Origin of the sequence: Flavihumibacter sp. CACIAM 22H1, from assembly GCF_001601815.1 — a bacterium.
Classification (GTDB): domain Bacteria; phylum Bacteroidota; class Bacteroidia; order Chitinophagales; family Chitinophagaceae; genus Flavihumibacter.
This window is the reverse complement of the sequence record NZ_LUKG01000016.1, coordinates 17857-43103: the sequence shown is the minus strand read 5'-3', so window position 1 is coordinate 43103 and position 25247 is coordinate 17857. Positions and strand designations below refer to the sequence as shown.

The window sequence follows — 25247 nt, the reverse complement described above, 5'->3', positions numbered from 1 at the left end:
AATGTGTATAATCGTTCTTACAGTTTTGTAAAAGTTGCTTGAACAGACCGTAATCATTGTTATAGATATAAAAATCGATGGCGGCATTTTCTCCCAGTATAGCTACCAGCGAATCGTAAATGATTTTTTTATGTGCGCTTAATTTGTTGAAAAGCAGGAAAACACGGATGGACTGGCGGAAATCAGTTTTGATAACAAAATATCCCTTGCCAGGTACCGAGCCGATTATTCCCAGTTGCTTCAGGTGCCGGTAGGCCTTTTCTGCCGTATCGCGCGATATATCCAGTTCATAGCTGAGTTCATTGATGGAAGGCAACGGATAATCTGTAGTAATGCCTCCGGATTCTACCGCCTTCACAACGGAGCTGATTAACTGCTGATACTTGGGCGTTACAGACCGGTCATCGATTCTGATATAACGATAAATATTATCTGTTTGCATGGTTACAATTACTGATCATACAATTTGCGGAAAATGAGTCAAAAAAGTAGCTTTTTTCTATTAGATAGTGTAACCAAATAAACCATCTATTCGGTAGCTTTAACAAATTTAATTGTTTAACATGCAACGATTCAATTGCTGCCTATTGGTTTTGGTATTTTTTAGTACAATTCTTTTTTCTTCCTGTGGTAACAGGTCGGGGAAACCTAAAATCCTGGTGTTTAGCAAAACAACCGGATTTTATCATAATTCCATACCGGATGGTATGGCTGCTATTCAGCAGTTGGGTAAAGAAAATGGGTTTGACGTGGATACCACCCGTGATGCTGCCTATTTTACTCAGGACTCGCTCGACAAATATGCAGCTGTGGTATTTTTAAGTACCACGGGGGATGTACTGAACCATTACCAGGAAGCAGCGTTTGAGCGGTATATACAGGCCGGTGGCGGTTTTGTGGGAGTTCATGCGGCTGCAGATACGGAATACGATTGGGGCTGGTATGGCAGGATGGTTGGTGGTTATTTCCTCGATCATCCGGGTATAACAGACAGCTTTCCCAATGTTCAGGAAGGGGTGCTTAAAATTAAGGATAACCAGCATCCTGCAACCAAACAGTTGCCGGCAGACTGGAAAAGAACCGATGAATTTTACAGTTATAAAAAATTGAATCCAGCTGTATCGGTTTTAATGACCATTGATGAAAAAAGTTATAATGGTGGTAAAAACGGGGATAATCATCCTATGTCATGGTACCATGAATACGATGGTGGCCGGGCATTCTATACTGCATTAGGGCATACAAAAGAATCTTATTCAGAAGCAAATTTCCTGCAACACCTGCTGGGGGGTATCCAGTATGCAATTGGAAAAAATAAAAAACTCGATTATTCGAAAGCAAAAACCGCATTGGTACCGGACGAAGACCGCTTCACCAAAACTATGCTGGTTAATGCTACTTTTTTCGAACCCACCGAGCTAACCGTATTGCCAAACCTCGACATTCTTATTTCGCAGCGCAGGGGGGAAATTCTGTATTATAAAAATGGTGATTCTACGGTAAAACAGGCATTGTTTTTAAATGCGTATTGGAAAACAGATACCCCCGGTGTAAATGCCGAAGAAGGTGTTTTAGGCATTCAGGCCGATCCTGATTTTGCCAAAAATAAACAGGTCTTTATTTTCTATAGTCCGGCAGAAGCGTCGGTAAACCGCCTGTCGCGTTTCACGTTTGAAAAGGATACGCTGATCAATGAAAAAGTGATCCTGGAATTTTATTCCGACAGGAATATTTGTTGCCATACTGGCGGATCCATTGCATTTGATAAGGATGGTTTATTGTATGTTTCCACCGGAGATAATGCCACTCCTTTTGATGAACCCAAACAGGCATATGTTAGCCATGGTTATGCGCCGCTCGATGACCGGCCGGGGCACCAGCAATATGATGCAAGACGTACCTCAGGAAATGCGAATGACCTGCGGGGCAAAATACTGCGGATCAAAGTAAAGGAAGATGGCAGTTACGAAATCCCAGAAGGTAATTTATACCCGAAAGGAACTGCTGGTACCAGGCCTGAAATTTATGTTCAGGGAAATCGTAATCCTTACCGGATTTCTGTTGATCAGAAAACGGGCTACCTGTATTGGGGAGAAGTTGGTCCGGATGCCGGTGTGGATAGTTTCGGCACACGCGGACCCCGCGGTTATGATGAAGTTAACCAGGCACGCAAAGCAGGGCATTTCGGCTGGCCTTATTTTATAGCAGATAACAAACCCTATCACCTCTACGATTATGCAACTGGTACTACAGGCCCCTTGTTTGATATAAATAAACCCATAAATAATTCAAGGAATAATACGGGTATCCAGGAACTACCTGCTCCCCAATCTGCTTTTATCTGGTATCCTTACGGTGCCTCCGCCGAATTTCCACAGGTTAAAACCGGTGGAAGGAATGCAATGGCTGGGCCCGTGTATTATACCGATCGTTTCCCAGCAGCAACAAGACTGCCGGAGTATTATAATGGTAAATTAATCATTTATGACTGGATCAGGGGCTGGGTTAAAGCAGTGACCATGTTACCGAATGGTGATTTTGATAAAATGGAACCTTTCCTTGACCATATCAAATTCAATAGTATGATTGATATGGAAGTGGGCCCGGATGGTAAGCTGTATTTTATTGAATATGGCAGCGGATGGTTTAGCAAGAATGCTGATGCAGGCTTGGGAAGGATCGATTATAACGGCGGTAACCGGGCTCCGAAAGTGGGTGCAGTTAAACTGGATAAAACCTCTGGTAAATTACCTATGACAGTAACGGCAACAGTAGATGCAAAGGATCCGGAAAAAGATAAAATGACCTACAAATGGGAGCTGGGTAATGGGGTTATCAAAGAAACCAAGGAACCCTCTCTCACGTACAGTTATGACAAAGCCGGCGATTACTCTATTTCGGTAGTAGTAGCGGACCCATCCGGTGCAAGTGCGAAATCTGAATCCGCCACCCTGTATGCCGGCAATATAGCGCCGGAAATCAGTATTGGTGTAAAAGGAAATCAGCGGTTTTATTTCCCTGGAAAACCAGTGGAATATGCTGTTTCCATAAAAGATGCAGATGATGCTGAAGCGGGAAAAGACCTTACCGATCTGTTTGTTTCCGCAGATTATGTGGAAGGTTTTGATAAGGCAGGCGCCAATCTTGGTCACCAGGTTGTATCGGATGTTATTATCGGAAAAAGCCTTATCCAATCGCTCGATTGTAAATCCTGTCATAAGGAAAATGAAAAATCTATCGGTCCTGCTTATACGGAAGTTGCTAAAAAATATGCAGGTCGCTCCGATGCCATCGGTTATCTGACCAATAAAATGATCAAGGGTGGTTCCGGTGTTTGGGGTGAAGTAGCTATGCCTGCACATCCTGATTTAAAAATGGAAGAAGCCAGGAAAATTGTAAACTGGATACAGTCGCTTAATGCGGCCACTAAAATAAAATCACTGCCGGCATCCGGAAGCCTGCAACCTACACTTGGCAAACAGGTTAAGCTGAATGGAGCCCTTGTAATTTCTGCTACCTATAGCGACAAAGGCGGCCCGGGACTTAAATCACTTGCATCTTCAACGGCTTTTTCGTTAAGGCATCCGTCGCTTTCGTTTGAAGACGCAATTGATGTGAAAGAGTATTCGGCAATGGATTATAATGGAATGAGCTTGCTGGTAGTTCCGAACGGGCAAGGGCAATTTGGTATTCCAGAAATAGACCTTACAGATGTGCATGGAATAACACTGACAGCGGGGTGGCAGGAATCGCCCAAACAGGCTATCAGCTTCGAAGTTCGATTGGATGCGCCAAATGGAAAACTGCTGGGTTCGCTTACGCTGAATACCGGCCAAGCACCTGTTAAACAGGGATCGGTTGGAACGGCTACCATCAGCGGACCGCTTGAACCTGTAACCGATGGTAAAATTCATACCGTTTATATCGTTAGTAAACCAGTCGGAACAGGTAGTTTTACAACGGTTGCTTTACAAGCAATAATGCTGACGGGAAAATAAATTTAAGCTTCGTACAATATGAAAAAATTTGAGGGTCTTCTGATGTGCATGGTAGCTTTGCTGGTGCAGCTTTCTGTACAAGCCCAGGCAGGATTAAGTTTAGGAGGTCGTATCACAGGAACAGATAACCGAAAAATAGAGAATGGATTTGTTCGGATATTAAATACGGATCGTTCAGTTACCTGTGATGCTTCCGGGAATTTTTTATTCACAGACCTGGCTGCAGGAAATTATATACTTGAGGTAACAGCGGCAGGTTTTGCTACCAGCATTGAAGAAATACAATTACAAAAGGCAACAACAGACCTGGTAATTCGCCTGGCAGAAGCAGATCGGCAACTGGATGAGGTAATAGTAAGTGCAGAGAAAAAAGAAAGCAGGTTGGTAAACTTACCCTACAGCGTTTCTGCCTTATCTGAGAAACAGATCAATCAATACCGGTTGTGGAATACCAGGGAGCTGACAGGTATTGTGCCGAATTTTTTTGCCGGACATTCTGGCGATGACCGAAATGTAATCAGTATCCGGGGTATTACCACCACTTCCTACGACCCTGCTGTTGCCGTTTATGTGGATGGCGTTAACCAGTTCAGTCTCGATACCTATATTCCACAGCTGAATGATGTGGAACGCATTGAAGTATTGCGTGGCCCCCAGGGTACTATGTATGGACGCAATGCAATGGGCGGAGTAATCAATATCATTACCCGGCAGCCCTCGAATAAAACCAAGGCCTTTGTGGAACTGACCAATGGTAATTTTGATCAATACCGGTATACGGCCGGTTTACAAACCCCCTTGGTGAAAAACAGGTTCTATTTAGGCGCTACAGCTATGGTGCAGGGCCGCGATGGGTATTATAAAAATCAGTTCAACAACAAAAGCTTCGACGAGCAGCAAGGTGTCAGCGGCAACTATTTCTTAAAATACCTGCTTTCGCCAAAATGGACGATAACGGCTAATTTCAAACACCAGAATAACCGGAACTGGGGTGCTTTTCCCTTGGTAAACGGGCTGGAAACCGCTTTATCGGAACCTTATGTACTGAACCAAAATGCCGTTGGTAAAATGGTAGACAACACAAGTAATGCCAGCATATCCGTACAACATCGCTCCAATAAAATTTTGTTTAGTTCTCAAACAGCTTTTCAACGAAACTATCGCTATTACCGCTCTCCCCTGGATGGTGATTTTTCACCGCTTGATGCCGTTACCATTATCAATGATTATGGTAAAAAGTTTAATAAAGTGAATGTTTGGACCCAGGAATTCCGACTTAATAATACACCATCCGCTTCTGCAGTTAACTGGACGGCGGGGGCTTATTTTTTTGCGCAGGAAGCGCCCGTAAAGCAGGCTACTCATTTTGGAGAAGATGCGGAAATGATCGGCGCACCTATGACCAATTTTTCCTCCATAACTACGTCCAATGCGCGGAACCGGGGACTTGCATTTTTCGGGCAGGTTGAATATGCTATCAGTCCTAAGTGGACTGTTCTGGCAGGGGCGCGGTATGATTATGAATCAAGGAGACTGAATGTTTTGGGAGAATTCCAGCCAGATGGTGCAGACCCGATAGTGACCCGACCAGATACCTCGGCAAGTGCTGGGTTTTCTGCATTTTCGCCCAAGCTGGGAATAAGTTATGCACCTACAGCTCAAGGGCGCATTTTTGCCAATTTTACCCGTGGTTTCAGAACCGGTGGATTAACCAGCCTCGGATCGGATCCTTCACAGCCCCCCCTGTTTTCCTATAAACCTGAATACAGCTCAAACCTTGAACTGGGATTTCGGCAGGAACTGTTCGATCGGGCCCTTCGGTTAGGCGTAACGGTATTTTATACAGAGCTGACCGATGCACAGGTACCCACGCTGGTATTGCCGGATGCCATTACCGTTATCCGGAATACAGGGAAGTTGTTGAGCAGGGGCATTGAATTTGAAGTAGCTGCCAAACCCTTTAAAGGACTGGAACTGGATTATAATTTCGGTACCACCCGTGCTAAATACAGTATCCTAAAAGTATCGAGTAATGGAGAAGAACTGGACTTAAGTGGAAAAAGACAACTGTTTACCCCTTCAGTTACCTCCATGCTGGCTGTTCAATACCGCAGGATAGTGTTTCCCAAAGCTCATCTTGGCATAATGGTTCGGGGAGAATGGCTTTATCTTGGAGAACAGTATTTTAATTTATCGAACAGCATCCGGCAATCTCCGTACCAGCTATTAAATGCCAGGGCGGGTATTTATTCCAGGCGCTCGGAATTTTTCTTTTGGAGCCGTAATATTACCGATAAGCAGTATGTTTCCTATGCCTATGACTTCGGGGCAGTGCATATTGCTCCTCCCGCCACCTATGGCCTCACCTACCGCTATACCATTCAATAAGGGGTTGGTACCACCGGTCGGGTAACACCCGACCGGTGACGACAGGACAGTTAAACAGTGCCTTGCCTGTAGTTTTATTGCAGATTGCTTTTGCTAACTGAATAAAAATGCCATGCAAGCCATTTTAGGAGTACTGTTTCATTTTATCGGAGGATTTGCGTCGGGAAGTTTTTATATACCATACAAAAAGGTAAAGGGCTGGTCCTGGGAAACCTATTGGTTAATTGGTGGATTGTTTTCCTGGTTGATCATTCCGCCATTGGCAGCCTGGCTAACCATCCCGGATTTTACCAGAATTATTAGAGATGCCGATGCCTCCACCTTAACAATTACCTATTTTTTTGGTCTGCTCTGGGGAATCGGTGGACTCACCTATGGCCTCGGTGTTCGTTACCTGGGGGTTTCATTAGGAAGTAGTATAATCCTTGGATTATGTATGGTTTTCGGGGCATTGATCCCCGCCATCTATTACCAGTACTATCCGGGGCAGGGTAAGGATACCGTTGGCATGCTTATCGGAACAGCTTGGGGAAAAACCATTCTTGTCGGCTTATTTATTTGTATACTGGGTATTATCTGGTGTGGTAAAGCGGGTATGCAAAAAGAAAAGCAACTAAGCGCCTCCGATTCTGCCAGCCAGGAATTTCGCTTTGGAATCGGCCTGCTTGTTTCCATAATCAGCGGCATTCTGAGCGCCTGCTTTAATTTTGGCCTGGAGGCCGGAAAACCCCTGGCAGCAGAAGCAAACGAACTCTGGAAAAACCTTCACCCGGGAGAAGGTGAATTTTTGTTTCAGAACAATGTTACTTATGTGGTGGTATTATGGGGTGGATTAACTACTAACCTGATTTGGTGTATATACCTCAACTATCGCAATAAAACGTTTGGCGATTATACCAGCACAGTGGCTCCAGTGGCAAAAAATACCCTTTTTTGTGCACTTGCAGGCACTACCTGGTTTCTGCAGTTTTTCTTTTATGGTATGGGTGAAAGTAAACTGGGAAATGGCCCCAGTTCCTGGATCCTTCATATGGCATTTATTATATTGGTGGCAAATGCATGGGGATTGTTACTCAGAGAATGGAAAGGAGTTACCCCTTCCACCAAAAGAAATGTGGTACTCGGCATCTGCTTGATTATACTATCTGTATTAACAGTGGGATACGGAAACTCCCTTCGAAACTGATTATCTACCTGAAACCTTTTTTATGTCTACAACTGCTAAAGAATTTAAACACGTATCGTACTTGTGGAACGAGGAAAAAGCTGCTTCCCTGCACAACGACGAAGTGGCCTTGCTTATCTATCGTTCCAACTTGCTGGGTGCAGACCTGCGCCTGACGAATTACGGGGGCGGTAATACTTCCTGTAAAGTTCAGCAACCCGATCCGCTTACCGGACTATCCACCGAAGTAATGTGGGTAAAAGGTTCCGGCGGTGATATCGGAACGCTTAAGAAGTCTGGACTGGCAGCCTTATACCTGAACCGGTTGCATCAGCTTCAATCGATCTATACGGGAATTGACATGGAGGATCAGATGGTGGAATTATTCAATCATTGCATTTTTGATCTGAATAGCAAAGCGCCTTCCATTGATACACCTTTACATGCTTTTCTTCCTTTCAAACATATTGATCATTTACATCCAGATGCCGCCATTGCCATTGCCGCATCAAAAGATGGTAAGGCAATCACCGAACAATTGTTTCAGGGAAAAATTGGCTGGGTCGACTGGCAAAGACCCGGCTTTGATCTTGGCCTGAAACTACAACAATGCCTGGCCAATAATCCGGGAATCAGGGGAATAATGCTGGGCTCTCATGGACTGTTTACCTGGGGTGATACCGCCTATGAATGTTACCTGAATACGCTTGAAGTGGTGGAGCAATGTGCAACTTATATTGCCGCTGCTATTGCTTTAAAGGGGAAGGTTTTTGGGGGCGAAAAAATCAGCGCGGCACCCAGGCAACATCGTTTAAAGCAAGCGGCGGCACTGGCCCCGGTATTGCGCGGTTTTTGCAGTAGTCAGCAGTCTATGATCGGACATTTTACCGACGATGAGCGTGTATTGGAGTTTATCAATTCAACAGATCTTGACCGGCTGGCACCAATGGGAACCAGTTGCCCGGATCATTTCCTCCGTACAAAAATAAGCCCTCTGGTACTGGCGCTTGATCCGTATGAAGATCTTCAGAACCTGGAGACCCTACAAGCCAAATTGCAGCCTGCATTTGCACAATACCGGGATATGTATGCAGCCTATTATGCAGCGTGCAAACAGCCGGATAGTCCGGCTATGCGCGATCCCAATCCCGTTGTTTTACTATATCCTGGTATTGGCTTATTCACTTTTGCAAAAGATAAGCAAACTGCCCGTGTGGCAGCTGAATTTTACATCAATGCTATTAATGTAATGCGGGGGGCTGAAGCAATCAGCGCATATACTTCTTTACCCCGGCAGGAGGCCTTTAATATTGAGTACTGGCTTTTGGAAGAGGCAAAATTACAACGTATGCCAAAGCCCAAAGCACTTAGCGGAAAAATAGCTTTCATTACCGGCAGTGCAGGCGGAATCGGGAAAGCTATCGCTAAAAAAATGGCGGCAGAAGGAGCCTGTGTTGTAGTAAACGATATCAATAAAGAACGATTAGGCACGGCTATAATCGAGTTTACCAAAAATTTTGGTGCAGATAATATTGGGTCGGTTTTGTTGGACGTAACAGACGAGGCAAGTACAATAGCTGCATTTGAAGAAACTGCCCTGCAATTTGGCGGGGTAGATATTATCGTAAATAATGCAGGTATAAGCATTTCAAAATCGATTACCGACCATAGTATGGAGGAATGGGACCGGCTGTACGATATCCTGGTCAAAGGCCAGTTTATGGTATCCAAGGCAGGCATTGCATTGCTGAGAAAACAACAAATGGGAGGCGATATTGTCAATATTGTTTCTAAAAATGCAGTGGTGGCCGGACCCAATAATCCGGGATATGGTTCTGCCAAAGCCGCACAGGCACATCTTACCCGCTTAATGGCTGCAGAGCTTGGCGCAGACAAAATAAGAGTGAACGCTGTAAACCCGGATGCCGTTATAGCCGACAGTAACATCTGGTCGGGCGGATGGGCAGAAGGAAGAGCAAAAGCCTATGGCATAAAAGTGGAGGAATTACCCGCCTATTATGCAAAACGCACACTGCTGAATGAAGTAATTTTACCGGAAGATATTGCCAATGCCTGTTTTGCCCTGGTTGGCGGACTACTGCATAAATCAACCGGCAATTCCTTAAATGTGGACGGGGGAGTAGCAATGGCTTTCCTGCGCTAAGCCTGTATAAGCATATTTTACCTGACCTTATTAAAACATTTGTTATGCTGCTTGATAAAAACCATATAGAACAACATAATAACCGGGGCGCAAAACTGCATGCATTAAAACTTGCGCCCCTCTTGAATGAGCTGCCCCAGGCAGATGCGCTGATCAACAGAATTGCGGCATTTCAGGTGGCTATTCCCAGTTGGGCATTGGGAACCGGCGGAACCAGGTTTGGTCGTTTTTCTGGCGGTGGAGAACCCCGAAACCTTGAAGAAAAAATGGCTGATATTGCTCTGCTGCATCAGTTGAATCGGGCCAGTGGCGCTATATCTCTTCATATACCCTGGGATATTCCCCAGGACCCTGCTGCAACAAAAGCACTAGCTGCCGACTACGGATTGCGCTTTGATGCAATGAATTCCAATACATTTCAGGACCAACCCGGACAGCTTCATAGTTATAAATTTGGCTCGCTTCAGCATGCTGACAAAGCCGTGCGTAAACAGGCAATCGATCATAATATTGACGTTATACAACACGGTATTGCATTGGGGTCAACCTCACTTACCGTATGGCTTTCGGATGGTTCCTGCTTCCCCGGGCAGCTTAATTTCCGCCAGGCTTTCCAGCGAACCCTGGAATCTTTGCAGGAGATATATGCAGCCTTGCCATCAAACTGGAAACTTTTTGTTGAATACAAAGCGTTTGAACCCAATTTTTACAGCATGACCGTAGGAGATTGGGGGCAATCGCTCCTGTTTGCCAATAAACTTGGCCCACAGGCCTATACTTTGGTAGACCTCGGACATCATCTGCCCAACGCAAATATTGAACAAATAGTTGCCCTCCTGCTAATGGAAGGCAAACTGGCCGGATTCCATTTTAATGATTCCAAATATGGCGATGATGACCTTACCGTAGGAAGCATTAACCCCTACCAGCTTTTCCTGATCTTTAATGAATTGGTAGAAGGGATGAATGCAAAAGAAATGAACCATACGAAAGACCTTGCCTGGATGATTGATGCATCGCATAACGTAAAGGACCCGTTAGAAGATCTCCTGCAATCAGTAGAAGCTATCCTGATTGCCTATGCCCAGGCTTTACTGGTAGATACAGATGCTTTGAAAAAAGCACAGCAGCACAACGATGTGGTAGTCTGCCAGGAAATTTTACAAACGGCTTATCGAACAGATGTTCGACCTCTGGTAGCTGAAGCCAGACTACGTAATGGCGGAGCCCTGGAACCCCTGAAATTATTCCGTGAAAATAACCTACGCGCTGGCCTTATTAAAACGAGAGGTGAAAAATCAGTAGCTACAGGATTATAAAACATAACCATGGCTGTTCTGCCCATACTTGCAATTTTTGATATCGGTAAAACCAATAAAAAACTGTTGATTTTTGACAGTAATTATCAATTGGTGGAACAGCGTACCCAACGGGTAGAGGAAACGGCCGATAAGGATGGATTTCCCTGCGATGATTTAGCGGCAATTGAGTCCTTTGTATTTTCCGGGCTGGATTTTATCCTTGAACAGGAAGCCTGGGAATTAACAGGGGTAAATTTTTCTGCTTATGGAGCAAGCCTGGTATATATTGATGCTTCGGGCAAAGCGCTTACCCCCCTGTACAATTATCTGAAGCCTTATCCCGATTCCCTGGCAGAAACCCTGTTAAACAGGTATGGAGGTCTTGAAGAATGGTCGGCAGAAACAGCTTCACCCTTTTTGGGAAGTTTAAACTCGGGTTTGCAATTGTACCGGTTTAAAACAGAGGCACCTGACCTGTACCGTTGTACCAGCTATGCCCTGCACCTGCCGCAGTACCTTTCCTATTTGTTAACCGGAAAAGCTTTTTCCGAGTTCACCAGCATAGGCTGCCATACAGGCCTATGGAATTATAAGAAACATAACTATCATGAATGGGTGCTGAAAGAAGGATTGACAGAAAAACTGGCCCCTATAGTGCCCTCCTCTCATAAAGAGCAGGTAAACTATAAGGGCAGGAATTTCTGGTGCGGGGTTGGCCTGCACGATAGTTCGGCAGCACTTGTACCCTATATGGAAGCCGCATCGCAGCCCTTTGCTTTATTGTCTACCGGAACCTGGTGTATAACCTTAAATCCATACAATAGCCAACCATTAACCAGAGAAGAATTAGCAGCCGACTGCCTTTCCTACCTAAGTTATAAGGGAAACCAGATTAAAGCTGCCCGTTTATTTGGTGGGCAGGAACATGAGAACCAGGTAGCCCGTATAGCTTCCTGCTTTGGAACTACTGCAGAAGAACTGATCAATACCAGTATTGACCCCCATTTTGAACCTGCCGGTCCGGTAACAGGTATTGACCTGCCCGCCAGCGCAGCATTAATTGATTCAATCAGTTTCCGCTATAGAAACCCGGCCTCGTTTATGCACGCCAAACAAGCATACCATCAGTTAATCTATGACCTGGTATACGTTCAAATACGTTCTCTTCAATTGGTTTGCGGAGCAGAAACCAACCTCTTGTATTTAGATGGCGGCTTTGTACATAATAAACTCTTCCTCCATTTTTTGCAGACGCAACTGCCCGATACCAGGGTTGAAATAGCTCCCTTTTCACAGGCTTCTGCTATTGGGGCTGCCCTGGCACTGGGAGCCTTGTGCTAACTACAATTCTATTCCAGGAATTGATTGTTACAATAGCCATAATTATTTCAGCAATTATTTCACGGGTAAAAAATCTCAAAGCTTTTTCATAGGTAGTGTTTGTTAACCCCTGTTGATTGATAAGTGTTACCTCTTCTGTAATGGCCAATACTGTTTTTTCTTCCTCTGTAAAAAAACTGGTTTCCTTCCATGCGTTTAAAAGAAAAATCCGCTGGGTAGTTTCTCCATGAGCCAGGGCATCCCTGGTATGCATATCAATACAGAACGCACAGCCATTGATCTGCGAAGCCCTGATTTTTATAAGCTCTTTGAGTGTTTTACTAAGTTTGGTGGTGGCCAGGAACTGTTCCAGACCTAACATTGCTTTATAAGCAGCCGGTTGAATTTCCTGCATGTTCATTCTGTTTTCCATATTACTTATTTTGTCTGTCAAAATTGGAAAACAATCCTGTAAAAAAACTTAAGCTGGTTTAAGAAATGACCACCTGTTCATTTTTTACCGGCTTTTCTTTTTCTTAATTCACTCAGGTATTCCGGCGTAAATCCTAAAAATGAAGCCAGCATTTTTTGTGGTATCCGTTGTATGAAATCGGGATAATTGGACTCAAATAAGTCATAAGAGCTTTCTTTTGACATGCGTAAGGTCTTAAATCTGTATAAGGCAGCCGAATAGGAGCGTTGGTATACTTGCCTGAAATAGTTTTCAAGAACCGGGTATTTTTTCATAAGCTCATCCAGGGCTGGTTTGTTTATTTTCATCACCGTTCCCCCTTCAAGCACCTGTATGGAGTAAGCAGCCGCTGCGTTTTTATGGAAGGCATCAAGGTCGGTTAACCACCAGCCTTCCAATGCAAACTGAATGGTTTGTTCTGCCCCCTTCTCGTCCACAAAATACAAGCGCAAACATCCGGTTTCAACATAAAAATAATCAGTACAGCGCTCTCCTTCCCCCAGTAAAAGCTCTTTTTTTCGGGTATGGATGCAAGTGAATTTCTGAATAATGGATTGAACTATTTCATCCCCTGAGGCGGTGAATTTTTGAATATGTTGGTGAAGTTTCATGCAGGCCTTGTTTGCAGCAGCTATTGCTTTTTCAGCACTTCTTCAAATAGTTTAAAAATTCGCTTGTATTCGTCTGTCCAACTCGAGGGTTCTACAAATCCATGATCTTCTACAGGATAGAGGGCTAGTTCCCAGTTATCCTTGCCCAATTCAATTAATCGCTGATTTAGCCGAACAACATCCTGGAAGTGAACATTTACATCCACTACGCCATGGCAAATCAGTAAATGATCGCTAAGTCCTTCTGCAAAATATATTGGAGAACTTTTGCGATAGGCAATACTATCTTCTGCAGGGGTATTTAAAATATTGGAGGTATAGCCATGGTTATAATGTGCCCAGTCTGTAACAGGTCTTAATGCTGCACCAGCTGCAAAAGTTCCGGGTGCGGTAAATAATCCCATAAGGGTAATAAATCCTCCGTAGGAGCCACCATAAATGCCGATCCGTTTCGGATTAATTCCATATGTACTTACCAGCCACTTGGCGCCGTCTATATGATCAGACAAATCCTTGCCACCCATATGGCGGTAAATTCCAGTACGCCAATCGCGGCCATATCCCGCGCTTCCCCGGTAATCCATATCCAGCACATAGTATCCCTGATCAGCCAGCATATTATGAAACATATATTCGCGGAAATAACTACTCCACCATTTGTGTGCGTTCTGGAGATAACCTGCACCGTGCACAAAAATAACTGCAGGTTTCTTCGGATCAGGACTAGCGGGCCGGTACAAACGCGCCCGAACAAGTTTGCCATCGGCTGCCGGAACCTGCACTATTTCAGGATCTCGCCAGGGATAGGATTTAAACAAGGGCGATGCAGCTTTGCTGGTAACCTGTACTGCCTTAGCCATGGCCTTGTTTTCCTGCAGAAATAATTCCCAGGGTTTATTGGTATAGGAGTAAAGTATAGCAAGTTGTTTCTCGTTGGGCGATACTACCACCTGGTTAGCGCCTGTTCCCGTGGTAAGACGGGTTGCTTTTCCACCCCCCACAGGTAAACGGTAAAACTGTTTTTCGCCTGCATCAACTTCATTTGTAGTAATATAAAAATGCTTTTTATCGTTAGATAACTGTACGGTTTGCACCTCATAGTTGCCGGAACTAAGGGCTGTTTTTTGATAGGTACTAAGATCAAACCGGTAAAGATGAGAATAGCCTGTTGCTTCCGACTGGAACCAATAATTGGTTTCATTGATCCATCCGCCTGAAAAGCCGATACCAGGCCCGCCGATCCAGGCTTCATCGCGTTGCCGGTCAATCAGTTTTAACCTGCCTTCTGCGGGAATGAGCTGCAGAATCCATCTGTCTTTGTTGTCATTGGAAAAAACTTCTACTACAGCATTAGCCCCTGTAGGAGACCAGCTAAGTCTTCCTATAGATACTGTTCTGCCAGTTTTGGTGGCTTTATCTGTTCTGGCCGGATAATCTTTCAGATAATCGGGCAAATCAGTTAAACCTGGTAATGAATCTGTTTTTACCTGGAAAAGGGTGTCCATTTTTCGATCGTATACATAGAGCTCGCTGCTTCCAGTAGGGGTACCAACTTTTGTTCTTGCCGGAATATCTTCTGTGAATCCCGATTCTGTTACATAGTTTGGAACAATGGTTCTTTTGGGGCTTTGATCCGGTTTAAACAAACTATAGCTGATAAAGCGGCCGTCGGCACTTATTAATACAGATCGAACCAATTTGTCGCCATAATAAACAGCCGGAATTTCTTTTGCTTTAGGGATAGATTTATTGTACGCATCTGAAGCGTCTCTTTTTTCTTTCCTTTCCCTAATCACCTGCAACCATTGCAGTTGGTCTTTTTTCAGCCATTCCTCCTGGCTATTTTTATCTTTTCCGGTGTATGCAGCCGCGGGTGCGGTTTTTTGGAAGCTGATCAATTGTTGCGTTGTTCCGTCTGAGGGGTCCCAGGCAAACAGGTCCTGGTTTTGCTGATACACAATTTTTTTATCCTGAAAAGAAAACACCGGGTTGATTTCAGTAGTGACCGTTTCTGTAATTCGGCGGGTTTTTCCTGATTTTAGATCAACCCAATAAATGTCTCCATCTTTGGTATAGAGGTATTGTGTGCCTGCCTGATTGTAGACAAGGTTTCTTGCAAAGAGAAGGTCTTTTCTTTGTGCAGCGGGTAGTTTTTGCGGATCAGTAGTTCCTTTTCGTATAAAATACAGAGAGTCGGCCGGGGCATTATCAGGGTTCCAGTCAAAATAGAGGGTGGTGCCATCTGCACCCCACTGAAGATTGGAAGGGGAGGATCCGATCCAGGAAGGGTCTTTCATTATTTTTTCCACGGTTAACGGACCCAATTCAGACTGAGCCTGAATTGTTCCAAAAAAAACAACTAGAACAATACCGGTAACAAAAGTTTTCATGAAACAACTGCTTTGTTGCTAAGTTAACTGTTGACGTTAACATACAAGCTCTTTAAGATAAGCCTGGTTTCCAATATCTGGCTTAACTTAGTAGAAATCACCTGGTTTGCCATGTATTTTGTGCAGGAAAATTCAATTGTCCGGAAGATCTGGGGAAAAACAGATACCATCCTCTTCATTTTTGCAGGGGCATCTGCTGAATTTGCCCTGAATAAGGCGGTCGATTGGTTGTATTTCACGGGTAAATTACCAGCAGACCCTATCGGCCGGCTTTTTTCAACGGTTGAATATGCCCGCCGAATTGTATTTACTACAAGCGAGGAAGCCAATAAGGCCATCGATACCATGCGCCTAATTCATGGAGCGGTTGAAAAAAAGAGAGCCGCGGTTATTCCAGATTGGGCGTACAGAGATGTTTTGTTTATGCTGATTTATTATTCCATTGCATCTTATGAACTGCTGGAAAGGAAATTAACGGCCGATGAAAAGCAGGAAGTCTATGATGTCTTCTACCGCGTTGGTTCCCGGATGGGTTTAAAAGAATTACCGGATTCCTATGCGCAGTGGTTGCCCGTTAGGGAAAGCCACCTGGAGCAAGACCTAAAAAAATCCGATTATACGACCGATCTGTTCCTTCAATACAAAAAACACCTTGGATCAATGCGTTTTAAGGTATTGGTAGAAGCACAAAAACTGGTTCTTCCTCAGCAGGTGAAGCAGTTGTTGGCGTTTGCAGATTTTTCCTTGTTAACGCCACTGGTTCCGGTTTACCGGGTAAGCCGCCTGATGAAAATGGATTGGTTATTCAAAAACATTTTATTACCGGCTCAATACAAGAAACAACTAAATGAACTGGATATTTCGGACAGATAAATTCCTGCTATATTTCCTGCCATTTCTGATGGCGTGCGGCAGCCAGGCACTGGTTAATCAGGTACAGCATAACGCCTCTTTGAAAAAGATCCTGCTTACTCCATCAGCTGGTGCTGTGAAACTGGAAATTTCCTATGATTCGGGTTGTAGCATAAAACAGTTATGGGTATCATGGGAGCAATGTGCTGGCACCGGCTGGCGTTTTTACCGGTATTGTTACTTCAACAGAAACCGTCAGTTCGCTACAATTGACGCAGGACCCCCAGGTAACTGTAACGGACAGTAGTGTTTTGATTGCAGGCATCCGGTACGGAACAGCTCCTTCACGTATTGAAGAAAGCTGGTTTTTTTTGATAGATTCAGGTGCAGTAACCTGGACCATTAACCGAACATACCATACGTCTTTTATTGCTGAAGATGCGTTTATGCCGCAATGGAATTTTGCCGGGCTCTCTACCTGGAAGGGCGGCATACTGGATAACGGGGGCGTTATATGGTGTAAATATCTTGCCTCCGCCGATGATACCTATGGGGTACATACCGGTGGCACAACCTATTGGAATGAAGTAACTGGCGATGGATTATCGATACAGGGGAAAGCAATCGCGCCGGCGCATATGGCCACAAAATTTTCTCACGGTAAAGAGGGTGTTTTTTCGGCAACACAGCTGTTTACGGAACAGGCCGTAAAACCCCGCCACCAGCTAAGCCGGATGGTACACGGTCGGTTTGATGTATTTGCTCCTTTCCAGGTTAATGCCGGAGAACTAACGGCTACGTATAAAATTGAATACATCAGGTATGCAGATACCTACAGCAGGGGCGATTTAAAATCAATCTCTGCCGAAGCGGTTCGGGAGCTGATGAATACTACCGCCCGCTATGGTGTAGTAGACAATGAAATTGTAGGGGCAAATGGATGGCTTACCAATTGGAAATGCCTGCATGAGCCATTTTTTGCCCAATTGGCACTGGGTATTATGGACAGTAATTACACCCGTAATCTTGCTGCTACGCTGAACCGAGAACGGGATCTGGCCATGCTTCCGGACGGGCGGGTATTATCGCGCTGGCACAACGAAAAAGGGGATGAAATTCCGGGAACCTACAATGATTCTACCGGATATTACGAAGCTATGTGGGGCTATACCATTGATTCCCAAACAGGCTATGTGTTGAATGTTAGTGAACTATTTGACCTAACGGGCGATTTGAATTGGTTAAAAGGCCACCAGCAGAGTTGCGAGAAGGCATTGGACTGGTTGTTAAAGCGCGATGAAAATAATAACAAGCTCTATGAAATGGTAAACAGAACTACCAAAGAAGCCAAGGCGAGCGACTGGATAGATATTGTTTGGGCAAGTTATGAAAATGCATTTGTGAATGCACAATTATACAGCGCACTCTTGAAATGGGCCAATTGCGAACAGGTACTGAATAACCCGTCTATGGCTGCCAGGTATAAACAACTGGCGGCAGATTTAAAAAATGCTTTTAATCGTTCCACAAAGCAGGGTGGTTTCTGGTTAGAGGAGAAGCAGCAGTATATATACTGGCGCGATGCGGATGGATCCATTCATGGCGATAACCTGGTAACCCCGGTTAATTTTATGGCAATAGCCTCGGGTATTTGCGATGACCCGGCCCGGATCGGGTTAATCCTGGACCAGATTGAACGTCGTACGAGCGCAGAACAGCTCTTTCACTGGCCATTGTGCTTTGACTCCTTTGAACGAACGGAGGTACATGCCAATAACTGGCCCTTCCCTACCTATGAAAATGGAGATATTTTTCCTTCCTGGGGAGGCATCGGCATCCGTTCCTATGTTCAGTACGACAGAAAACTTGCTTTGAAATACATAAAAAACCTGTTACAGCAATACCAGCTAGATGGACTATCCTCCCAACGGTATAGCCGAACCACCCAGAAAGGGCTGGGTTCAGATATTCTGGCCGGCATCAGTACCGGGGTGGTTGCTTTGTACCCGGAAATCTATGGAGTTCAACCCCGGTGGAACCGGTTTGTATTGAACCCGAAACTTGTTCCTGAATTGAATGGAACCAATTTTGATTACTGGCTGCGCGGCACCTGGTATAAGGTTCAGCTGGATACAGCTATGTACCGGTTATCGACCCATGATTTTAGTATTCGGACAAATCGAAGTTTTGGGGTGGCAGCTAAAGCAGGCGAATTGTATTTTTTTCCAGGCGACCAGGACAGCTCTTATTTATTGTTACAGCGTGCGGATAAACAGCCGATTCACCTGGAAGTGCATTCGGTAAATGGCTCAACCATTGATTTTACCCTACCGGAAAAGGGCGCGTATAAAATGGAGTTCGGAAATTTAAAAAAGGATACAATAATCGGGAAATTGACCCGGCTAAAGGTGGAAGGATGATTGCCGGTTTCTTATCCAGGCTTAAACAAGCTAGCTGATGTTGTCGGATTTTAAGATACTTACGCAGATAATTTACCTTTAACATCGGATAATATTTAAATAAGCGCGAAACAGCTATATGTTGAATTTCGTATAAAATAAGGAGTGCATGTATACGGTGGGTTTATTCGTTCCCTGTTATGTTGATCAGTTTTATCCGCAGGTGGCAATTGCCAGCCTTCAATTGCTGGAGAAACTGGGCTGTAAAGTAGTGGTTCCGCTGAACCAGACCTGCTGTGGCCAGCCAATGGCCAATAGTGGTTTTGCCCGTTTGTCTGCTGGCTGTGATAAGAATTTTGTTCGGAATTTTACAGGGTTTGATTATATCGTTTGTCCATCTGGGAGTTGTGCACTGCATGTTAAAGAACATTTGGAATCGACGGAAGAACCAGGAACTGCCAATAAGATCAGAAGTTCGGTTTACGAGCTGACTGAATTTCTTACCGATGTATTAAACGTAACAGAGTGGAAAGGCAGGTTTCCGCACCGGGTTGGTTTACATAACTCCTGCCATGGCCAGCGCGGTCTTCAGCTTTCATCTATGTCGGAACTGGTAGCTCCCGCTTTTTCAAAACCGGTACAACTACTCCGGCAAATTAGTGGCCTGCACCTGCTATTACCCGAACGATCCGACGAATGCTGCGGATTTGGGGGTACATTTTGTGTTTTCGAAGAAGCGGTTAGTGTAAAAATGGGAAAAGACCGCATACAGGAACATGAAAGAAATGAGGTAGATTATATTACCGGCGGTGATATGAGTTGCCTGATGCATCTGCAGGGTATTTTAAAAAGGAAAAACAGCGTGGTACAGGTGCTGCATATTGCTGAACTATTAAATGCCTGCTATGAGTAGTTTACATGCCTCCTTAGCGGAAAAATTCAATGCGGATGAAGCGCGCACCAACTGGCATGATCAAACCCTTTGGTGGGTTCGTCAGAAAAGAGACAGGGCGGCTAATATGCTTGTTGAATGGGAGCAATTGCGCCAATGGGCATCTGATATTAAGGATCATACCTTATCAAATTTGCATAATTACCTGTTGGAGTTTGAAAAAAATGCACAGGATAACGGCATAAAAGTTCATTGGGCCAGGGATGGGGAAGAACATAATCGGATCATTTATGAAATTATACAGGCTGCGGGCATTAAAAAAATTGTGAAAAGCAAAAGCATGCTTACAGAGGAATGCCACCTTAATCCTTACCTGCAGCATAAGGGCATTGAGGTGGTTGATACCGACCTGGGTGAGCGGATTGTGCAATTCAGAGAGGAAGCTCCCAGCCATATAGTATTACCTGCAATACATCTTAAAAAAGAAGACGTAAGTAATACCTTTCACCAACATCTTGGAACGGAAAAAGGGAATAATGATCCGCAATACCTTACCCATGCTGCACGCCTTCATCTGCGTGAAAAATTTGTACAATCAGATCTTGCTATTACCGGGGTAAATTTTGCAGTGGCAGAAACCGGTGGAATTGTGGTTTGCACCAACGAAGGAAATGCAGATATGGGTGCGCATGCCGCAAAAATTCATATTGCCTGTATGGGTTTCGAAAAAATAATTCCCAAAGCAGAACACCTGGGGGTATTTACCCGTTTACTGGCAAGAAGCGCCACGGGGCAGCCGATTACCACGTATACCAGTCATTTCCATCGCCCGGCCCCCGGTCAGGAAATGCATATTATATTAGTTGATAATGGCCGTTCGCGGCAATTGGGCAGGGATGATTTTCGGAATTCGCTCAAATGCATTCGCTGTGCAGCTTGTTTTAATACCTGTCCTGTTTACAGAAGAAGCGGGGGACATAGTTATCATACCGCGGTAGCGGGTCCTATCGGTTCTATCCTGAATCCGAACCTGGATATGAAAGCAAATGCCGACCTGCCCTTTGCATCCACCCTCTGTGGTTCATGCTCCAATGTGTGCCCGGTTAAAATTAATATTCACGAACAGCTGTGGAAATGGCGCCAGGTAATAAGTGCAGAAGGACTTACAGCGCCCTCCAAAAAAATGGGCATGCAGTTAATGGCCTGGGTATTATCAAAACCAGCTGTTTACCGGTTTTCCGGCGCAGCTGCGCGGTGGATATTGCGAACGCTTCCTTTTCTGGCGAAAAACAGGAAACTCAACCCCTGGTATAAACAACGGGAGCTACCGGAAGCGCCGAAAGAAAGTTTTATGGAATGGTATAAAAAGCAGCAGTCATGAATAACCGCGATACGATCCTGGCCGCTATTAAGGAAGCCCAGCCAGCATTAAAGCCAATTCCGGTATTGGATTATTCGGTGGTAGCCAAAAATGGAAATTTGGCAGACTCGTTTGAGCAATTTGTACTTGCGGTGGGCGGGGTAGTGCAACGATTGCACGATATGCAACAACTGGAAGATGAAATAGTAACCATGCGTTCAGCGGGTCATTTCATTGCAAACAGGCTGGAAGAGATAGCGGCACTGGATGAGCTGCCCGGCTCTAAAGAGGCGCTTGAAAAACTACAGCGGGCCTATATCCGGGGAAGGCTAGGTGTGGCTGAAAATGGCGCAATATGGGTGGAAGAATCGGCTATGGGAAACCGCTTGCTTCCCTTTATCTGCCAGGAACTGGTATTGGTTATTAAGAAGGAAGAATTGGTTGCTACCATGCATGATGCCTATCAGTACATCCAGATCAATAAAAATGGTTTTGGCGTTTTTATTGCTGGTCCCTCGAAAACGGCTGATATTGAGCAATCCCTGGTTATAGGCGCACATGGCCCCGTTGCCCTCAGGGTTGTGCTTTTGACACACGGGTAGGTGGCGTTTGATGAAATATTTTTTCCATCATTTCATAGAGCCGGGGATGTTTGGAGCGTAATAAGTCTGGCCGCTCAAAAAAATATTCTGCTGCAACGGCAAAAAATTCTGTTTGGCTGCTGGCTCCGTATGGATTAATATCTGAATCGTCGGCTTTGATCTCCTGAATTTTTTTGTGGATAAGATTCAGCCAGGGGAGCGTATATTGTTTCGACAACAATGCTTCCGGTATTCCGTCAACTGCCCCATCCGCTTTATCAAGCAGATGTACAAATTCATGAATAGCAGTGTTCTGTTTATCTGTTTTGTTGGAGAAACCTTCTCTCAGGGCGGCTTTGCTGAGAATCATTTTGTGGTTCATGACACCCGAACCTACCATGCCTAATATATTTCCGTCTCTTGATTTGGTATCAAATTCCTCATCAAAACGATCGTTGTAAATAAGTACATCGGTTAAATTCGTGTAATGCCATTCCGGGAAACCAAAAATCGGGATAACTGCACTGGCAGCTACCAGTAGCCTGTCTGTATCATCAATGGTAGTTCCGATTGGCGTAATCCTGGTTACTGAAAGAAACTGCTTTACTTCCTCTAAAAAGCGGGGCTTATCCGCTTCTGGCAGCGACCTGAAATAACTTACTTCTTTTTCCAGTATGCCGGCACTATCAACCGGTATCTCGATGGCGGCAATTTTTCTCTTTTCCCCCTGCTTCCAGACATAGAGCGCCACTAATACTATTCCAAAAAATATAAGTCCAAACATATGTAAATATACCCCTTTTAGCCGGCGGCACCAGACTGGTGAAAATCTACAATTCACTCCTTCTATTCTACAGTTCACTCTATTCTGTTCATCTTTTGAACTGCAATTCTGTTACAAAAGGAAAATCTAGCATTATGAAAAAATTTATGACATCCCGCTTTTTTATGCTGGCGGTGACATTAGTTAGTTTGGTAAGTTTTTCCGCCTGTTCGGATGATGACGACCCGGAGCCGGTACCCACTATTACAGATGTGGTTGCCAATAACCCAAATTTCTCGCTGCTTTTGGCCGCTGTATCAAAGGCTGAGCTGGCCGATGAATTGAGTGCACCCGGTAATCTGACGGTGTTTGCGCCAGATAACCAGGCTTTTGCAGCAGCAGGAATTAACCAGGAGTATATTAGTAGCGCCTCTAAAGAGGCATTGGCAAATATTCTTTTGTACCATGTAGTAGGCGCAAGAGTAGGTTCAGCTAGTGTGCCAGCCAGCGATAGTGTACGCACCCTCGCACAAAAATTGATTTTCGCATCAAAAAATGCCAACGGCGTGTTTGTAAACGGCGTGGCGGTTAAAACTGCCGATGTGGCCGCCAGCAACGGGGTAATACATGTAATCAGTAATGTATTGATTCCACCCACCCTTACCATTGCCGGAGTAGCCACATCTTCCGAAAACTTTTCTATACTGGTATCTGCTGTTCAAAAAGCGGGATTGCTGACTGCTATCAGTAATCCTGGTAAATACACCGTATTTGCTCCAACCAATGCAGCGTTCCAGGCAGCTGGTGTAACACAAGCCACTATTGATGAATTATCACCTGAAGAGGTAACAGCCATTGTGGCTCAGCATGTAATCGGTACCAATGTATATTCAAGTGATCTGATCAACAACGCCACTGCACCTACCCTGAGAACAGGTACCTCTTTAACAATTGGAACCACACCTCCCAGTGTTAAAGTAACCGGCGGAACCAACCCGGTAAGTAATGTAGTTACCACAACGCCCGGTGCTACCTTTAATATTACCACTACCAATGGCGTGGTACACGTAATAGATCGTGTTATCCTATAGAAAGATTGTTGAAGTTTGATACTGAAGGGAAAGCAGGATAGTTCCGGAAATTATTGCCGGAACTATCCACTTCATTAACTTCCTCCTATGTTTGCCTATAGACACCGATATTGGATAATGTTGCTGCTGGGAAGCTATTCTTACCTGAATACGCTTTTTGCAGAGGTCTATATATACTATAAGATCAGCGCGCCCTGGTATCTTTGCCTGTTAACCATGGTATTGTTAACCATGGCAATCTGGGAAACAAACCGCCTGTTGGAAGTTAAATTCAACAAACTGCTTGCAGCAAAGCCCCGGTGGAGCCGCTTAGGTGTTTTCTTTCTGGCAGGTACACTTTGTTCGATAGTACTTGGTTTATTGCTGGTTGTACTAACCGGAAAATACCTGGCAGCATTACCCGGCAGTGAATTTCTGCTGGCTGCCAAGCTAACAACTATGTTTGCTACCCGCATTAATCTTTTCCTGCATATCATCAACGCTCTGTTTGTTTTTATAAGCAGTTTACAGCAGAAGGAAATAGAGACGGAAGCACTTAAAAGAAGCTCTGTTCAGGCCCAGTTGCAGGCCATACGCAACCAGATCAACCCTCATTTCCTCTTTAATAACCTCAATGTTCTGTCTGGTTTACTGGTTAAAGATAACCCCGAGGCCAACGAGTTTGTAGAATCTTTTGCATCGGTTTACCGGTATTTATTAAGCAACCAGGACAAGGAGTTGGTTACGGTGCGCTCAGAAGCTGCTTTTATTCAGCCCTATATTTTCCTGCTACAAAAAAGATTTCCGGAGAGTTTATCGGTTTCCTTTTATATCCCGGAGGAAGACCTTAATAAGCTGATTATTCCCGGTGCGCTCCAAATGCTTATCGAGAACGCTATCAAACATAATATCGTTTCCAGGCAGTTTCCGCTCGTAATTGATATTTCGGTGAACGGAAACAACAGTTTGGTTGTTAGTAATAACCTGCAAATCAAATCGCCTGTTGAACCGTCTACCCGTATTGGCTTAAATAATATCAAACAACGGTATGAGCTAAGCACGGATAAGACAATAAGCATTAAAAGGGATGACAAGATTTTCAGTGTTTACTTACCATTGATAACCTGACTATTACCGTTTATGCGAACACTAATTGTTGAAGATGAACCACTTGCCGCAGAAAGGCTGATAGTATTGCTTCAACAGCTACGGCCGTCTGTTCAGGTATTAGCTGTATTAGACAGTATTTCCGAAACGGTAAGCTGGCTGCATGGCAACCAGGCTCCCGACCTGATTCTGCTGGATATTCAACTTTCAGACGGCAACTCCTTCGAAATTTTCAGAAAAATCAAAACCCAGGCCCCCATTATTTTTATAACAGCCCTGGAATCGCATGCACTGGAAGCATTTAAATTGCTGAGTATCGATTATTTATTGAAGCCGGTTTCAAAATCGGCGCTGAAACAGGCGCTCGATAAGCTCGACTGGTTCAACGGAAAAACCATTCCTGCCACCCGGTCC

General features: G+C 44.6%; 19 protein-coding genes. 14 read left to right on the top strand and 5 right to left on the bottom strand.

What is annotated here, in order from left to right:
- On the bottom strand, window positions 1-442 hold a 442-nt coding region (locus A1D16_RS06900; protein ID WP_290708606.1), incomplete at its 3' end, for a winged helix-turn-helix domain-containing protein.
- 121 nt (window positions 443-563) lie between these two features.
- Here A1D16_RS06900 and A1D16_RS06895 point away from each other — a divergent pair.
- The 6 genes from A1D16_RS06895 to A1D16_RS06870 all read left to right on the top strand — a co-directional run bounded on the left by A1D16_RS06895 (window position 564) and on the right by A1D16_RS06870 (window position 12357).
- The gene (locus A1D16_RS06895; protein WP_290708605.1) at window positions 564-3998 is read left to right on the top strand and encodes a ThuA domain-containing protein; all 3435 of its coding nucleotides are present in this window, start codon (window positions 564-566) and stop codon (window positions 3996-3998) included.
- 18 nt (window positions 3999-4016) lie between these two features.
- The gene (locus A1D16_RS06890; protein ID WP_290708604.1) at window positions 4017-6386 is read left to right on the top strand and encodes a TonB-dependent receptor; all 2370 of its coding nucleotides are present in this window, start codon (window positions 4017-4019) and stop codon (window positions 6384-6386) included.
- A gap of 112 nt (window positions 6387-6498) precedes the next feature.
- On the top strand, window positions 6499-7572 hold the full coding sequence (gene rhaT, locus A1D16_RS06885; RefSeq protein ID WP_290708603.1) for an L-rhamnose/proton symporter RhaT: 1074 nt from the start codon (window positions 6499-6501) through the stop codon (window positions 7570-7572).
- 22 nt (window positions 7573-7594) lie between these two features.
- Window positions 7595-9715, top strand: coding sequence for a bifunctional aldolase/short-chain dehydrogenase (locus A1D16_RS06880; RefSeq protein WP_290708601.1), 2121 nt, complete (start codon window positions 7595-7597; stop codon window positions 9713-9715).
- 44 nt (window positions 9716-9759) lie between these two features.
- On the top strand, window positions 9760-11034 hold the full coding sequence (locus A1D16_RS06875; RefSeq protein WP_290708600.1) for a TIM barrel protein: 1275 nt from the start codon (window positions 9760-9762) through the stop codon (window positions 11032-11034).
- Window positions 11035-11043: 9 nt separating this feature from the next.
- Complete coding sequence (locus A1D16_RS06870) at window positions 11044-12357, top strand: FGGY family carbohydrate kinase (RefSeq protein WP_290708599.1); 1314 nt, start codon at window positions 11044-11046, stop codon at window positions 12355-12357.
- Here the strand turns inward: A1D16_RS06870 and A1D16_RS06865 are convergent.
- The 3 genes from A1D16_RS06865 to A1D16_RS06855 all read right to left on the bottom strand — a co-directional run bounded on the left by A1D16_RS06865 (window position 12320) and on the right by A1D16_RS06855 (window position 15809).
- A complete protein-coding gene (locus tag A1D16_RS06865) occupies window positions 12320-12769 on the bottom strand; it encodes a carboxymuconolactone decarboxylase family protein (protein ID WP_290708598.1) in 450 nt (149 codons plus the stop codon). The genes A1D16_RS06870 and A1D16_RS06865 overlap by 38 nt on opposite strands.
- Before the next feature lie 77 nt (window positions 12770-12846).
- A complete protein-coding gene (locus tag A1D16_RS06860) occupies window positions 12847-13419 on the bottom strand; it encodes a Crp/Fnr family transcriptional regulator (RefSeq protein WP_290708596.1) in 573 nt (190 codons plus the stop codon).
- 20 nt (window positions 13420-13439) lie between these two features.
- A complete protein-coding gene (locus A1D16_RS06855) occupies window positions 13440-15809 on the bottom strand; it encodes a prolyl oligopeptidase family serine peptidase (RefSeq protein WP_290708594.1) in 2370 nt (789 codons plus the stop codon).
- A gap of 30 nt (window positions 15810-15839) precedes the next feature.
- Here A1D16_RS06855 and A1D16_RS06850 point away from each other — a divergent pair, with 30 nt between their 5' ends.
- From A1D16_RS06850 to A1D16_RS06830, 5 genes are all read left to right on the top strand, one after another.
- Window positions 15840-16682: an oxygenase MpaB family protein gene (locus tag A1D16_RS06850; protein WP_290708593.1), complete on the top strand. Its 843-nt coding sequence runs from the start codon at window positions 15840-15842 to the stop codon at window positions 16680-16682.
- A 182-nt stretch (window positions 16683-16864) separates the two neighbouring features.
- Window positions 16865-19081 carry a hypothetical protein gene (locus A1D16_RS06845; RefSeq protein ID WP_290708591.1) on the top strand — a complete coding sequence of 739 codons (2217 nt, stop codon included), beginning with the start codon at window positions 16865-16867 and terminating at the stop codon, window positions 19079-19081.
- 148 nt (window positions 19082-19229) lie between these two features.
- Complete coding sequence (locus A1D16_RS06840) at window positions 19230-19973, top strand: (Fe-S)-binding protein (RefSeq protein WP_290708589.1); 744 nt, start codon at window positions 19230-19232, stop codon at window positions 19971-19973.
- Window positions 19966-21333: a lactate utilization protein B gene (locus A1D16_RS06835; RefSeq protein WP_290708588.1), complete on the top strand. Its 1368-nt coding sequence runs from the start codon at window positions 19966-19968 to the stop codon at window positions 21331-21333. The genes A1D16_RS06840 and A1D16_RS06835 overlap by 8 nt, the downstream gene beginning before the upstream one ends.
- Window positions 21330-21914: an LUD domain-containing protein gene (locus A1D16_RS06830; protein ID WP_290708587.1), complete on the top strand. Its 585-nt coding sequence runs from the start codon at window positions 21330-21332 to the stop codon at window positions 21912-21914. Before A1D16_RS06835 ends, A1D16_RS06830 begins: the two co-directional genes overlap by 4 nt.
- On the opposite strand, the gene A1D16_RS06825 is transcribed toward A1D16_RS06830, so the two are convergent.
- Complete coding sequence (locus tag A1D16_RS06825) at window positions 21886-22677, bottom strand: M90 family metallopeptidase (protein WP_290708586.1); 792 nt, start codon at window positions 22675-22677, stop codon at window positions 21886-21888. The genes A1D16_RS06830 and A1D16_RS06825 overlap by 29 nt on opposite strands.
- A 134-nt stretch (window positions 22678-22811) precedes the next feature.
- On the opposite strand from A1D16_RS06825, the gene A1D16_RS06820 reads away from it, so the two are divergent.
- The 3 genes from A1D16_RS06820 to A1D16_RS06810 all read left to right on the top strand — a co-directional run.
- Window positions 22812-23747 (top strand): fasciclin domain-containing protein, encoded by a 936-nt coding sequence (locus A1D16_RS06820; RefSeq protein WP_290708585.1) that lies wholly within the window; start codon window positions 22812-22814, stop codon window positions 23745-23747.
- A gap of 87 nt (window positions 23748-23834) precedes the next feature.
- Window positions 23835-24854 (top strand): histidine kinase, encoded by a 1020-nt coding sequence (locus A1D16_RS06815; protein ID WP_290708583.1) that lies wholly within the window; start codon window positions 23835-23837, stop codon window positions 24852-24854.
- A 12-nt stretch (window positions 24855-24866) separates the two neighbouring features.
- Window positions 24867-25247, top strand: a 381-nt coding sequence (locus A1D16_RS06810) for a response regulator (RefSeq protein WP_290708582.1), incomplete at its 3' end; no start/stop codon positions are given.